The sequence below is a fragment of the Cobetia amphilecti genome, from assembly GCF_032923285.1.
Classification (GTDB): Bacteria; Pseudomonadota; Gammaproteobacteria; order Pseudomonadales; family Halomonadaceae; genus Cobetia; species Cobetia amphilecti.
Genome location: NZ_CP136695.1, coordinates 566,487 through 579,724, shown reverse-complemented (window position 1 = coordinate 579,724; position 13,238 = coordinate 566,487). Strand labels below are relative to the sequence as shown.

General features: G+C 63.5%; 12 protein-coding genes and 1 rRNA gene. 5 read left to right on the top strand and 8 right to left on the bottom strand.

Features of this window, described 5'->3' with window-relative positions; translation table 11 throughout:
• Positions 1-40: 40 nt before the first annotated feature.
• The gene (locus R1T44_RS02575; protein ID WP_043336733.1) at positions 41-652 is read right to left on the bottom strand and encodes a YjaG family protein; all 612 of its coding nucleotides are present in this window, start codon (positions 650-652) and stop codon (positions 41-43) included.
• Between the two features lie 181 nt (positions 653-833).
• On the bottom strand, positions 834-1,127 hold the full coding sequence (locus R1T44_RS02570) for an MGMT family protein (RefSeq protein WP_043336737.1): 294 nt from the start codon (positions 1,125-1,127) through the stop codon (positions 834-836).
• Positions 1,128-1,231: 104 nt separating this feature from the next.
• On the opposite strand from R1T44_RS02570, the gene R1T44_RS02565 reads away from it, so the two are divergent.
• Entirely contained in the window at positions 1,232-1,981 is a 750-nt protein-coding gene (locus tag R1T44_RS02565; RefSeq protein ID WP_317292507.1) for a type 1 glutamine amidotransferase, read from the top strand.
• A 26-nt stretch (positions 1,982-2,007) separates the two neighbouring features.
• Here R1T44_RS02565 and mnmH read toward each other — a convergent pair whose 3' ends face one another.
• Both mnmH and R1T44_RS02555 read right to left on the bottom strand, forming a co-directional pair.
• The gene (mnmH, locus tag R1T44_RS02560) at positions 2,008-3,114 is read right to left on the bottom strand and encodes a tRNA 2-selenouridine(34) synthase MnmH (RefSeq protein WP_317292506.1); all 1,107 of its coding nucleotides are present in this window, start codon (positions 3,112-3,114) and stop codon (positions 2,008-2,010) included.
• A 118-nt stretch (positions 3,115-3,232) separates the two neighbouring features.
• On the bottom strand, positions 3,233-5,095 hold the full coding sequence (locus R1T44_RS02555; protein ID WP_317292505.1) for a SulP family inorganic anion transporter: 1,863 nt from the start codon (positions 5,093-5,095) through the stop codon (positions 3,233-3,235).
• A gap of 338 nt (positions 5,096-5,433) precedes the next feature.
• On the opposite strand from R1T44_RS02555, the gene R1T44_RS02550 reads away from it, so the two are divergent.
• Complete coding sequence (locus R1T44_RS02550) at positions 5,434-6,078, top strand: DUF1415 domain-containing protein (protein ID WP_107335681.1); 645 nt, start codon at positions 5,434-5,436, stop codon at positions 6,076-6,078.
• Between the two features lie 134 nt (positions 6,079-6,212).
• On the opposite strand, the gene radA is transcribed toward R1T44_RS02550, so the two are convergent.
• The 3 genes from radA to R1T44_RS02535 all read right to left on the bottom strand — a co-directional run bounded on the left by radA (position 6,213) and on the right by R1T44_RS02535 (position 9,568).
• Positions 6,213-7,625 carry a DNA repair protein RadA gene (radA, locus tag R1T44_RS02545; RefSeq protein ID WP_054555212.1) on the bottom strand — a complete coding sequence of 471 codons (1,413 nt, stop codon included), beginning with the start codon at positions 7,623-7,625 and terminating at the stop codon, positions 6,213-6,215.
• A gap of 141 nt (positions 7,626-7,766) precedes the next feature.
• A complete protein-coding gene (locus R1T44_RS02540) occupies positions 7,767-8,234 on the bottom strand; it encodes a copper resistance protein NlpE N-terminal domain-containing protein (RefSeq protein ID WP_043336742.1) in 468 nt (155 codons plus the stop codon).
• Positions 8,235-8,413: 179 nt separating this feature from the next.
• Entirely contained in the window at positions 8,414-9,568 is a 1,155-nt protein-coding gene (locus tag R1T44_RS02535; RefSeq protein ID WP_317292504.1) for an alkene reductase, read from the bottom strand.
• A gap of 364 nt (positions 9,569-9,932) precedes the next feature.
• Here R1T44_RS02535 and hisC point away from each other — a divergent pair, with 364 nt between their 5' ends.
• The 3 genes from hisC to gloA2 all read left to right on the top strand — a co-directional run bounded on the left by hisC (position 9,933) and on the right by gloA2 (position 12,850).
• Positions 9,933-10,988, top strand: coding sequence for a histidinol-phosphate transaminase (gene hisC, locus R1T44_RS02530; RefSeq protein ID WP_107336700.1), 1,056 nt, complete (start codon positions 9,933-9,935; stop codon positions 10,986-10,988).
• Positions 10,989-11,106: 118 nt separating this feature from the next.
• Positions 11,107-12,242, top strand: a protein-coding gene (locus tag R1T44_RS02525; protein WP_394805758.1) for an IS3 family transposase whose coding sequence is annotated in 2 segments (ribosomal slippage) — positions 11,107-11,365 and positions 11,365-12,242 — 1,137 coding nt in all. Because the reading frame shifts where the segments join, the coding sequence is not laid out codon by codon here.
• Between the two features lie 164 nt (positions 12,243-12,406).
• On the top strand, positions 12,407-12,850 hold the full coding sequence (gene gloA2 / locus R1T44_RS02520) for an SMU1112c/YaeR family gloxylase I-like metalloprotein (RefSeq protein WP_317292503.1): 444 nt from the start codon (positions 12,407-12,409) through the stop codon (positions 12,848-12,850).
• 214 nt (positions 12,851-13,064) lie between these two features.
• Here gloA2 and rrf read toward each other — a convergent pair.
• Positions 13,065-13,180 (bottom strand): 5S ribosomal RNA (rrf, locus tag R1T44_RS02515).
• Positions 13,181-13,238: the final 58 nt, after the last annotated feature.

Here is a 13,238-nt window from a genome sequence, read left to right as displayed (position 1 = left end):
CCAGTCATCACTGGCACCAGGATGACCCGAATCGGGCCGCTCAGTCCTGCAAGGATAGTCCGAGATTGCTGACATCTTCATTGCGGCCCAACTGCTTGAGCGCGCGCCAGTCATCGCGGGACAGCTGCGGGGCTTCGACGCTCTCGAGCACGGCGTCCTGGAAGTCACGCTCATCGATCATCAACGGATGTTCGCGAATCATGGCTTCCAGCGCTTCCTGCTCGATGCCCTCACCAGCCTGCAGGTCGATCAGCGCGCGCACGCCATCGGCGGACAGACGGCTGATCTTGAGCGCGGCTTCCGGCTCTTCGCTGATCAGCACATCGATGCAGGCGGTCAGCGCCATCACGGCTTCCAGGGCGCGGCGCGCGCCGAAGCTGTCATCGTCCTCGGCGGGCTCGAAGGCGGTGACCTTCTCGGCCTGCAGCGAGAAATCGATCTTGGCATCGCGCACGCGCAGCTGCTCCCAGACCAGGTCCAGCAGCTTGCGCAGCTCACGCGTGGTGTCCAGCGCGCTGGCCGTGCCATTGGCTTCGGCGTAGAAACCGGCATTGGGCAGGAGTCGCTCGGTCAGCGCCGCCATGAAGGCAGTACGGCGCACGGGGGCCAGCGCATCAAGGCGCGCACGGAAACCGGATACAGGCTGAGTCATGACGGCTCTATTCTCACTTCACTATTCAATATGCGGCGTTCACGCTGGCGTCTTGGCTCCGCCAGCCGCGATGTCACCGGAGGTCGCTATAGGGTATGCGATAGGATAGGCGAAAGGGTAGCGCCCGCGCGTGGCCGGATGAACACGCTCCCGCTCGAGCGCTGCCGTGCTGCCGCATGCCTCAGGGCCACAGGCACTCCGTCGGCACGCGGCCAGCACCATCGAACAGGATGCCTTCGCTGCGCAGCTTTTCCCGCTGGCGCACTGCCCCGCCGTGCTCGGTGACCTTGAGCGAGGCATTGATCACGCGATGCCACGGCAACTGATGGCCATCCGGCAGGTGACGCATCGCCGAGCCGACCATGCGCGCGCTGGCGCCATCGGTCATCTTGGCGATACGCCCGTAGGTGGTGATGCGGCCTTCGGGAATCTGCGCCACCACGGTGTAGATCTGTTCGAGCAGTTCGGCCCGCATGCGGTTCTCTCCTTGTCGTGTCGCGGCTGGTTCGCCCGGTGCAAGTACTGATATGCCGGCACTGGGGCCTTTACGCTGACATGGCGCTCACGCATGATGAAGCCATGCATCTTTACTTCATACACCAGGGGCAACTCCCTGACACTGAACCAGATTCAGCCGCCGATACCGCAACGCTAGCGCATGACTGGCAGGGTCCGCTACGTCTCAAGGACTGGCTTTCCGGCATGGGGCACAGCTTCAACACCAGCTTCCCGCTGGCAGGCGAAGCCTTGCCGGGCATCGATGATTTCCATGCGCTGGTGTTGCTGGATGGCCCGCAACGCCTGTCGAGCGCCGCACAGCCCGCCTCGCCCGCCGAACAGCAGTCGCTGCGCCTGCAGCGCAAGTTGATTCGGCGCACGCTGAACAGCAATCGCCCGCTGCTGGGGATTGGCCTGGGGGCGCGACTGATCGCCGAGCAGATGGGGGCGATCGTCTCGTCCGCCGTGGTGCCACAGCGTCGCTGGGCCACGCTGACGCGCAGCAACGAGTGCCCGCTGGGGCTACCCGCCGAGTTCGAGGCCTTGATGTGGCATGAGGAGATCTGCGGCCTGCCGGAAGACTGCGAGCTGCTGGCCAGCAGCGAGCATACGCCAGTGGCCGGCTTCAGCTGGGATGAGGGTCGCGTGGTGGCACTCAACTTCCATCCGCACATGGATGCGGCGGCCACGCAGGACCGCCTGGCCCGCCACCCCGCGCCCCTGGAGGGCAATGGCGTGCAGTCACGCGAGGCGTTGCTGGAAGACCCGAAGCGCTTTGATCGTCAGGCGGCCCTGCTGGACCGCCTGCTGGTGGACTGGCTGAATGCGTGAGCGCTGACCGGCGCCCGTGAGGGATGTCAGCGCTGCCAGCGGTGATTGGCGCTCCACTCACGCGCGAAGGCAAGGCTGTTGTCCCAGTCGCCGACGTGCAGGAAGGTGCGCTCGTGCTTCTCGAGCTGATAGCGGTACATCGGGTCGTAATACTCACTGAGCAGCGGCGCCAGCCAGCCTTCATGGGCAATGGGATTGCCGCGCTTGTGCTCCTGGAAGGCGATGTCCTGCATGCGCACCAGACGAGCAAGGCGCGCACTGCCCAGGCGCTTGCGCAGACGTAGCAGCGCCTGACGCAGCTGGCGCTGCATCAGGGTCCAGCCGAGGAAGTCACCATAGTGACGACTGTAGGTGGACCACAGCCCCTCGATATAGTCCTTCTGAATCTGCACGACTCGCCAATCCAGCGGCATCTCGACGCGGATCAACGGCGCCTGCTCCATCGCGCGCCAGGTGGCGAGTGGAATGTTGACGCTGCCGATGAAGCGCGACTCGTCTTCCATGATGGTAGGCGCTTCATCCTCAAGCGTGAGCATCTCGGCGGCGATGCGATGCTCGAAGTCGATCTGGCTCGGCGCCGGGAAGGGATGACGGCCGAAGGCCGAACCCTTGTGGCGTGCACAGCCTTCCAGGTCGATGCCATTGTCCAGCGCATGGATCAGCTCGGTCTTGGCGCAGCCGGTCAGCCCGCCGATCAACAGCATCGGGGCCTGCTCGGCACGCTCATCGATATGCTGACAGAGCTGCTGACGCATGGCCTTCCAGCCGCCTTCGATGCGCGGGCGCTCGATCCCCGCTTCCTGCAGCCACTGCTGACTGAGCTGAGAACGCATGCCGCCGCGGAAGCAGTAGAGAATCGCGTCAGGGTACCGCTCGACGTGCTCGACCCAGGCGCGGATACGTGCGCGCTTGATCCCGCCGCTGACCAGTTGATGGCCAAGATGTACCGCCGATTCCGGGCCGACCTGCTTGTACTGCAGCCCGACGCGATGACGCTCCTCATCATCCATCAGCGGCAGATTGACGGCACCCGGCAAGGCACCGGCGGCGAATTCGACCGGCGCGCGCACATCGATCAACGGACGGCCGTCGCGAATCAGGTCGCAGCTGGCCGCCACGGTGGGCAAACTCATGGGCATCTCTCGGCAGACAGAACAGGATTGAGGCAATGGGCGGCGACTGGCTGACTGGCCGCACCATCAAGGGGCCATATTCTATCGCAAGCGTGCAGCCGCCCCCAGCCTTGTGCTTTCACGCCAACGGTGGCGTCAGGCGCACCCCCTGCCCCGGCCCGATCCCGGCCGGACCGAACAGCTGACAATCGGGGCAGGCAGCGGGCTGATCACCGTGGGCGCGATGCGCTTCGGCGACCGAGTCGCGCAGCGAGGCAATCGCCGCCTCGGCGGTATGGAAGTAGTTCTCACGCCCCATGCGCTCGAGGAAGCCACCGCGCTCCATCACTTCCAGCGCGTACATGCGAAAGCCGCACATGCTGAGACTGCCGCCGGCATCGCGCAGGCGACGTTGCTCGATCTCGAGCATCTCGGCGCCCGCGATATCGATGAAGTTGCAGCCGGTGCCCAGCAGGATGACGTGCTTGCCGGTATAGCGCGCCAGCTTGCGCTGGACATGGTCGACCGCCCCGAAGAACAGCGAACCATCCACACGCAGAATCACCACTTCCCGGCACTGGGCCAGCTGATAACGCTCGGCATTGCGCACGCCAAGCTCCGGATGCTCCGGGTCTGGCGCCATCTCTACCAGCCGTGGCCGTGAGGTGCGGTTCAGATACAGCACCAGCGAGACCAGCACCCCGGCGAAGATGGCGAACTCCAGCGGCAACAGCAGGGTAGCGAGGAAGGTGATCACCAGCACCACCGCCTCTTCGCGGCTGACGGCCAGAATCTGACGGATATGACCGACTTCGATCAGGTTGGCGGCAATCACCATGATCAGGCCCGCCATCGCCGGCAACGGCAGCCAGGCGGTCACGTCAGGCACCAGCAACAGCACCGCCAGCACGATCAGCGCCGCCACCACCACCGACAGCGGGGTGCGGGCGCCGGCATCATAGTTGGCGCCGGAGCGCGTGAAGGAGCCGGAGCCGGCAAAGCACGAGAAGAAACTGCCCGCCAGATTCGACAAGCCCTGGCCGATGAACTCCTGGTTGCCGTCGATACGCTGATGCGAGCGCACGCCGATGGCGCGCGCGATGGAGACCGCCTCGATCAGGCCGAGCACCGCCAGCGCGAAGGCCGCCCCACCCAGCGAGCGCAGGGTATCAAAGCCCAGCGGCGGCAGGGAAAACGGCGGCAGGCTGCCGGACAGGGCGCCGACCATCGGAATACCTGCCGCACTGCCGCCGAGCAATGCCGCGACACCACAGCCGACGGCCATCGCCACCAGCATCCACGGTAGCTTGCGATTCAGCCGCCGAACCAGCACGGCCGTGAGCAAGGTGCTAAGTCCCGTGATCAACGTGGCCCACGAGGTATCGCCCAGATGCCCGAGCAGCGCCCACCAGGTGCCGAGAAAGCTCGAGGCATCGCCAAGCGCGATGCCGAACAGATGCTTGAGCTGACTGGTGGCGATCAAGACCCCGGCGCCGGCGGTGAAGCCGATCACCACCGTATGCGAGATGAGATTGACCAGCGCCCCCATGCGCATCAGCCCCAACGACAGCTGGATGATGCCGACCATGCAGGTCAATGCCAGCACCAGCGGCAGGTATTCGGGACTGCCCGGCGCGGCCAGGGTCGAGACGGTGCCGAACACCACCATTGAGATCGCCGCGGCCGGGCCACTGACCATATGCCGCGAACTGCCGAACAGGCCGGCGATGATCGCCACCACGATGGCGGCATACAGCCCATGCGCCGGTGGCAGGCCGGCGATCAACGCATAGGCCACCCCCTGGGGCAGCACCAGCACCGCGCCACTCAGCCCCGCGATCAGATCAGAACGCGCATCCCCGGGCGACAGCTGACGCATCCAGCCGAGAAAGGGCAACAGTCGCGACAGACGATAGGCCGCGGCACTGGTGTGCTCGGGCCCCTCTGCCGTCTCGGTAGATTCGGGGGGCGGCGAGGAAGGAGGCGGAGTATCAGCGGACAAGAAGTATCTCCGTGGCGAGGCAGGAAAGAGGTCGTCAGCCGGTAGCCGCAATGTCCCTGAGCGTACTCGGGACAGGCTTGAAACCAGCGGTGATAAGTCTATCGCTGAAATCACTAATGAAACAGGGCCGCCACATGCTCGACAGCGACCTGTGACCTTGCGGCCCTTTCCCTAGAAAGAGATATGTTGAAGAGAGACGATGAAGAGACATGATCAAGCAACACGGTGACGAGACACGATAACGAGAAACGAAGAGAGGCGAGAAGACACGGCGCTGGCCATGCCGCGCCCGAGCAGTGACAATACCCGTTCCTGACACCGCTGCGGACCCTGACGCCATGACCACCGACGCTACGCCGACCGATACCACGACTCCCGAGACGGCAGGTGGCTACACCCCGCCGCTGGATGCCAGCGAAGCCGAGGCCATCGACGCCACGCGCCAGTGGGTCGAGACGCACATCATCGCCGACAATCTTTGCCCGTTCGCCGCCCGCGAGATGGCACGCAACAGCATCCAGTATGCCGTGGTGCCCGGCGCAGGGCTCGAGCGCAGCCTGCAGGCACTCGGCGACGAGCTGCTGAACCTGGACGCCAACCGCGACGCCGAGACCACGCTGGTGATCTTCAAGGACGGCTTCCGCGACTTCGACACCTATCTTGAGCTGCTCGACTACGCCGAGGCGCTGCTCGAGATGCAGGGCTACGAAGGCATCTATCAGCTGGCCAGCTTCCACCCGGAATACGTGTTCGAGGATACCGAGGAAGACGACGCGGCCAACTACACCAACCGCTCGCCCTACCCGATGCTGCACCTGCTGCGCGAAAGCTCGGTCGAAGCCGCCATCAATGCCTACGCAGGCGATGTCGAAGAGGTGCCGGGGCGCAATGAAGAACTGATGCGCGAGCGCGGTGTCGAGCTTCTGGTCTCACGCCTCAAGGCCTGTGCTCACGCCGCCCGCCAGGCTGACAAGCAGGACTGACAAGACAGACTGAGCTTCGTGCTCGGAGAAAACCCCATACGAACAAGGCCAGCCGCGAGGCTGGCCTTGTTCGTTGTATGCAGCATCACACCACGATGTCCCCGTGCGACAGGCTCATGCGCCAGGCGCAGATGTCACAGGGCTTCCAGTGCCTGGGACAGCTTGTCGACCGCCACGATGGTCATGCCCTTGGGTGGATTCTTGGGGGCATTGCCCTTGGGCACGATGGCGCGCGTGAAGCCGTGTTTGGCGGCCTCGACGATGCGCTCCTGGCCACTCGGCACCGGACGTATCTCGCCGGACAGCCCCACCTCGCCGAACACCACCAGCTCGCGCGGCAGCGGGCGGTTCTGCAGGCTGGAGACCACCGCACACAGCACCGCGAGGTCGGCACTGGTCTCGAGCACCTTGACCCCGCCGACCACGTTCAGGAAGACATCCTGATCGCCGGTGAACAAGCCGCCATGCTTGTTGAGCACTGCCAGCAGCATCGACAGACGATTGCCGTCCAGACCGACGGCGACACGGCGGGGATTGCCCAGCGGCGAGTCATCCAGCAAGGCCTGCACTTCGATCAGGATCGGTCGCGTGCCCTCCCACACCACCATCACCAGACTGCCGGAGGATTGCTCCTCACTGCGCGACAGGAAGATCGCGCTGGGGTTCTTCACCTCCTTCAGACCCAGCTCGACCATGGCGAACACGCCCAGCTCGTTGACCGCACCGAAGCGGTTCTTCTGGCCACGCAGCGTGCGGAAGCGCGAATCACCATCGCCCTCCAGCAGCAGGGAGGCGTCGATCATGTGCTCCAGCACCTTGGGCCCGGCCAGCGAGCCATCCTTGGTCACGTGGCCGACCAGCAGCAGCACGGTGTTGGTTCGCTTGGCGAAGCGGGTCAGCGCGGCGGCAGACTCACGCACCTGCGAGACACCCCCCGGCGCGGATGACAGATCCTCCAGATGCATGGTCTGGATGGAGTCGATGATCAGCACCTCGGGCTTTTCGCGCTCGGCAGTGGCCAGAATCGTCTCGACGCTGGTCTCGGCCAGCATCTTGAGGCCCTGGGTCGGCAGCTGCAGACGATGGGCGCGCATCGCCACCTGCGACAGCGATTCCTCACCGGTGACATAGAGTGAGCGCTTCTGCTGGGCGAGCTTGCAGGCGGTCTGCAGCAGCAGCGTCGACTTGCCGGCCCCCGGGTGGCCACCGAGCAGCACGGCGGAACCCGGCACCAGCCCGCCGCCCAGCACGCGGTCGAACTCGCCGAAGGTCGAGGAGAAGCGCGGCACCTCGGCCAGCGAGACATTGGAAAGATCGGTCACGTTGTCGCTGAGCGTGCCGGCGTAGCCGCCCCGCCCATTGCTGGCGCTACGCGCAGCACCACCGGCGACGGCACCCGCAGCGGGGGCGGCGCCGGGCAATACCGTGGCGCCGACGCGGATTTCCTGCAGGGTGTTCCACTCGCGGCAGCCGCTGCACTGGCCCTGCCACTTCGAGAATTCGCTACCGCATTCGGTACATACGAAGGCGCTCTTTGCTTTCGCCATCAGACAATCCTGTCGGGAAGAAGTGATTCTCGGCGTCGTGGTGGAGTGTCGTCAGCCGTGGATTTCCAACGGCCAGACACAAGGAAGGCGGCTTGCGCCGCCTTCCTTGTGCTCACGATCGCCTTGTGGCGCACGGCACGCTTACTGGCGCTTGAGGCGCAGTGTCTCACCGTTCTGGAAGCGACGCTTCTGCGGGTCGACCAGCTCCAGGGTCTGGGCATCCAGACGCAGGAAGTAGTAGGTCTGGCCTTCGCCGTCCGGCGTCAGCTCATAGACGGTCGCGTTCGGGTCCGTCACGGTGCCGGACAGCACGTCCCACTGGCCTTCGTAATGCTCTGGATCCGGCTGCTGCGGATGATCACGATAGGTGGCATCGAGACTGAAGGTACGCTCATCCTGGGCTGCCTCTTCGGCACCCTTGAGGCGTACATCGAGGTCAATGCCCGTGCAGCGACGACACGGCAGGGTGCCCTTGTAGACGGCAACCTGCTCGCTGGCTGTCTCGGTGGCGCTGTTGTCAGCGGCACCGTCATTGGTCTGGGCCGTTGATGCGCACCCGGCGAGACCGACCATCAGCGCGGCTCCCACCATCAGAGTCCTGATCTGCATTGAATCCTCCTTAAGGCGATGACTCGATAGCAGCGTCAGCGCTATCGACGGCGAGCGGTCTACCCGCTTTGGCAGGCAGACCGCTCACAAGCTTCCATGCTCAAGAATAGCGGGTATCCGCCCCGAGAGGCCACCCCCGATGGCGTTTATCGAACACCATTCGCTAAATCGTGTCGGCCTCAGCCGCGGCGATCATGGCCATTGTCGAGAAACGGATAGTCGGTGTAACCCTTGGCGCCACCACCGTAGAAGGTGTCCGGGTCCTGCTCGTTGAGCTCAGCGCCGAGGCGAATGCGCTCGACCAGGTCCGGGTTGGCGATATACGGGCGCCCGATGGCGACGGCATCCGCGATGCCCTCATCGATGATGCGTGCCGCGCTCTCACCGTCGTAATGGCCGCAGAAGATCAGCGCGCCCGTGACGCGCTCGCGCAGGGCACGACGGAAGTCATCGCTGAACTTGATGTCGCCACCGGCCCAGTCCGGCTCGTTGACGTGCACATAGGCGATGCCACGTCTGGAGAGCTGCTCGGCCATGTAGAAGGCCATCTCTTCCGGCTCGTCATCGGTCAGACCGAAGATCTCGATGAAGGGCGTCAGGCGGATGCCGGTACGCTCAGGGCCGAAGACTTCGGCGACGGCATCGACGACTTCCAGCGTCAGGCGCGCACGGTTCTCGACCGAGCCACCGTACTGGTCAGTGCGCTGATTGGTGCCGGTGGCCATGAACTGGTTGAGCAGATAGGCGTTGGCGGCGTGCACCTCGATCATGTCGAAACCGGCACGCTTGGCGCGCACGGCGGCCTGGCGATAGTCCTCGATCAGCTGGGGAATCTCGTCCGTCTCCAGGGCGCGCGGCGTACTGGTGGGGTGACGTCCGCTGGTGCCGTCCTCGAACTCGACGAAGCACTGGGCGCCTTCACCACGCAGGGCGCTCGGCGCGACCGGCTGCTGGCCGTCCGGCTGCTGGCCGTCCGGCTGCACCATCTCATGCGAGACACGCCCGACGTGCCACAGCTGGAGTGCCATGCGGCCGCCCTTGGCGTGCACCGCCTGGACGACACCCTTCCAGCCCGCTTCCTGCTCATCGGTCCAGATGCCCGGCGTGTAGACGTAGCCACGTGCGGTGGGCGAGATGTTGGTCGCCTCGCTGATGATCAGGCCGGCACCGGCACGCTGACCGTAATAGGCCTGCTGCAGCTCACCGGGCACGCTGTCGGGGGTACGAGCACGTGTCAGCGGTGCCATCAGGATGCGGTTGGGCAAGGTCAGATCACCGAGCTTGACCGGATCGAGCAGGGTGTCAGCGTACGGGGCATTGGTGTTGGCAGTCATCGGGACTCCTTGAATTGCAGGACTTCACCCAGCGTCCTCACCGTGCAAGGTCGCACGAGCTGGGCAAGCATGCCTGTGACATGCGGCACACCACGCGCTGCTTCAAGCACGCACATCGCACGAGAATAATGCTGGCATGGCAACAATGGGCGAGGCCCGCCGTGCGGCTACTCCTGGGCTTCTTTCAACACCCCCTCTCGATAGCCCTTCGCAACAGACCTTCGCAACAGCCTCCAATCACCGCTCCAATGCCCCTCATGACTCACTCAGAGCGCATGCCGGTGCTTGTACCGCGACGATCCAGCGGGCAACATGAAAAGCATCCATGACACGGGTCATGCACTGTCACCAGCGGCGAGAAATCATGAGCAAGTACTGGAGCCCCCAGGTCCACGACCTGACCCCCTACGTCCCCGGCGAACAACCGCGTGAGCAGCTGATCAAGCTGAACACCAACGAGAACCCCTACCCGCCGGCGCCCGCCGTGGAGCAGACGCTGCGCGAGTTCAATGCCTCTGATCTGCGCCGCTACCCGGACCCGAGCTCCAGCTCGCTGCGCGCCGCCCTGGCCGATACCTTCCATGTGGCCGCCGAGGAAGTCTTCGTCGGCAACGGCTCCGATGAGGTGCTGGCGCTGGCCTTCCAGGCATTCTTCCGTCAGGACAAGCCGCTGCTGCTGCCGTCCATCAGCTACAGCTTCTACCCGGTCTACTGCCGCATGTATGGCATCGAGTCGCGCAGCATCGCACTGACCGACAACTGGGAAGTCGATCTGGAAGCCTTCGGCAACGACAATGGCGGCATCATCTTCGCCAACCCCAACGCCCCGACAGGGCATGGCCATGGCCGCAAGGCGATTGCCGCGCTGCTGGAGCGCAATCCGCAGAGCGTGGTACTGGTCGACGAGGCCTACGTGGACTTCGGCGGCGAAAGCGCCATCCCGCTGATTCATCAGTATCCGAATCTGGTCGTGACGGGCACTTTCTCTAAGTCGCGCAGCCTGGCGGGCATTCGTCTTGGCTATGCCGTGGCCTCGCGTGAGCTGATCGAGGGTCTGGAGCGCGTAAAGGACTCCTTCAACTCCTACCCCATCGATCGCCTGGCCGAACAGGTCGGCGTCGCTGCGCTCAGTGATCCCGACTATTTCGATGAGTGCCGCACACGGGTCATCACCACTCGCGAGCAGACGCGCGATCGCATGGCCGCGCTGGGCTTCGAGATCCTGCCCTCGCAGACCAACTTCGTGCTGGCGACTCACCCGACCCACGATGCCGGCAAGCTGTTCATCGGCCTGCGCGAACAGGGCATCCTGGTGCGCCACTTCAACACCGACGCACTGCGTGACTATCTGCGCATCAGCATCGGTACCGATGCCGAGATGGACAGCCTGATCGAAGCCCTGGAAACCCTGTGTCGCTGAGATAGCGCACGGGCTGGCCAGTGATTGCTCCAATCAAAGAAGGCGCCCAGTGTGAAGTGGACCCCAGAATTCGGACCAGGCGCTAAGCTCTGATCATACCGACCAGGAGAGCTTGATCATGAGCAGGAAACGTCGACAGTACAGCAGTGAGTTCAAAGCCAAGGTAGCCCTTACCGCCCTCAAGGGGGAACAGACCACGTCAGAGATCGCAGCCCGCTTCGAGATCCACCCAACCATGGTGAGTCAGTGGAAGCGCGACCTGCTGGACAACGCCACCGGCGTCTTCGAGGGCAAAAGTTCCAGTAAAACCGCCCAGAAGACCCAGGAGGAGATCGATACGCTCTATCGCGAGATCGGCAAGCTGACGGTGGAACGGGATTTTTTGTCACGCAGGCTCGATCGTTGAGTCGGGCCCAGCGCCTGACAATGGTCGAGCCGCAAGCGCCCGGCATCAGCCTCCGACGTCAATGCCAGCTACTCGGTATCAGTCGCTCCTCGATGTACTATCAGCGCAAGGCACTACGGGCCTATGATCTGGAGTTAATGCGTCTGATCGACGCGGAACATCTGCGCACACCGGTCTATGGCTCACGAAGGATGTCAGCCTATCTCAATCGCTTGGGGCACGCAGTGAGCCGCAAGCGCGTCCAGCGATTGATGCGCGGGATGGGACTACAGGCTATTTATCCGAAGCCATGCACCAGCCGGCCAGGCACAGGACATCGGATCTATCCTTACTTGCTGAGGGGGCGAGTCATCGACCGCCCCAATCAGGTCTGGGCGACCGATATCACCTATATTCCTTTGGCGCGCGGGTTCATGTACCTGGTGGCCATCATGGACTGGCACAGCCGTCGCGTGTTGGCCTGGCGGGTCTCCAACACCCTGGATACGGACTTCTGTATCGATGCTTTGGAGGAAGCCCTGGCGTGTTATGGAAAGCCCGAGATATTCAATACAGATCAAGGCTGTCAGTTCACCAGCCAGTCGTTCACCGAAGTTCTGGAAGCCCATGATGTCCGGATCAGCATGGACGGCAAGGGATGCTATCAGGACAACATATTCGTGGAACGACTCTGGCGCAGTGTGAAGTATGAGTGCGTTTATCTGAAGGCTTTCGAGAGCGGCGCCCACTTGCAAGGGGATCTGAAGCGTTACTTCGCTTGGTACAACACGGAGCGGCCCCACCAAGGGCTAGACGATGCTACACCTGATGAAGTGTACTTCTCTCAACCACTGACCCAGGCAGCCTGACGCCGATGATGACCTGATCCGAGCTTAGACGACCCGTCAGGTGGTCCAAAGGATGGGGTCCACTTCAGTGGGCGCCTTCTTTCATCAGGATGTCACTCAGGAGTTCGCTCATCACACAGCTCGTCGTATCGTTCATCGCACCGAACACTCTGCAGGAGCACAACATGACAACGGACAGTCCCTCCATGGCTTCAGACGCTACCCCGACATCCCGCCTGCCTCTGACGCGGGTGCATCACGTGGCGCTCATCACCGCTGATTACCCTCGCGCCAGGCGCTTCTATCTCGAGGTCATGGATGCGCAGGTGATCAACGAGGCCTATCGCGAGGCCCGCGACAGCTACAAGCTCGACCTGCGCCTGCCGGGCGGTATCCAGCTGGAGCTGTTCTCCTTCCCCTCGCCGCCTGAGCGCCCCAGCTATCCGGAAGCCTGTGGCCTTCGTCACCTGGCGCTGGCGACGGAAGACATCGATACCTGTGTCGAGCTGCTGATCGCGCGTGGCGCCACGCCAGAGCCGATACGTGTCGATGAATACACCGGAGCCCGCTTCACCTTCCTGGCAGACCCTGACGGCACGCCCATCGAGCTCTACGAAGTCTCGCCCTGATATGATGGTGCACTGAAACTTCACTGGCCCTGAAGACAAAAGGCCCCTGTCGATATTTCGACAGGGGCCTTCTTGTGTCATGTGCGCGTTGCTTGGGCAAAGCTCTTTTCTTTCGCCCACAGCCGATTCGCATGCAGGACTCTCTACGCAGCTTTTACTGACCACAAAGAGAACCGCCCCTGCAGCAAGGCTACAGGGGCGGTTCGGGATAAGTGCCTGACGATGACCTACTCTCACATGGAGAAACTCCACACTACCATCGGCGCTAAGCGGTTTCACTTCCGAGTTCGGCATGGGATCGGGTGGTTCACGCTCGCTATGGTCGTCAGGCGAAACGGTGGCATCTTGCGATGCCTGAGTCTCGAAGCTTTTGGCCTCGCGACTCGCA

Excerpts from the sequence above, each read along its gene's own strand:
- gloA2 (WP_317292503.1), top strand. The coding sequence starts at position 12,407 with ATGACAACGGACAGTCCCTCCATGGCTTCAGACGCTACCCCGACATCC.
- radA (WP_054555212.1), bottom strand. The coding sequence starts at position 7,625 with ATGGCGAAAGCAAAGAGCGCCTTCGTATGTACCGAATGCGGTAGCGAA.
- R1T44_RS02550 (WP_107335681.1), top strand. The coding sequence starts at position 5,434 with ATGACCACCGACGCTACGCCGACCGATACCACGACTCCCGAGACGGCA.
- mnmH (WP_317292506.1), bottom strand. The coding sequence starts at position 3,114 with ATGAGTTTGCCCACCGTGGCGGCCAGCTGCGACCTGATTCGCGACGGC.
- hisC (WP_107336700.1), top strand. The coding sequence starts at position 9,933 with ATGAGCAAGTACTGGAGCCCCCAGGTCCACGACCTGACCCCCTACGTC.
- R1T44_RS02565 (WP_317292507.1), top strand. The coding sequence starts at position 1,232 with ATGCATCTTTACTTCATACACCAGGGGCAACTCCCTGACACTGAACCA.
- R1T44_RS02575 (WP_043336733.1), bottom strand. The coding sequence starts at position 652 with ATGACTCAGCCTGTATCCGGTTTCCGTGCGCGCCTTGATGCGCTGGCC.
- R1T44_RS02570 (WP_043336737.1), bottom strand. The coding sequence starts at position 1,127 with ATGCGGGCCGAACTGCTCGAACAGATCTACACCGTGGTGGCGCAGATT.
- R1T44_RS02535 (WP_317292504.1), bottom strand. The coding sequence starts at position 9,568 with ATGACTGCCAACACCAATGCCCCGTACGCTGACACCCTGCTCGATCCG.
- R1T44_RS02540 (WP_043336742.1), bottom strand. The coding sequence starts at position 8,234 with ATGCAGATCAGGACTCTGATGGTGGGAGCCGCGCTGATGGTCGGTCTC.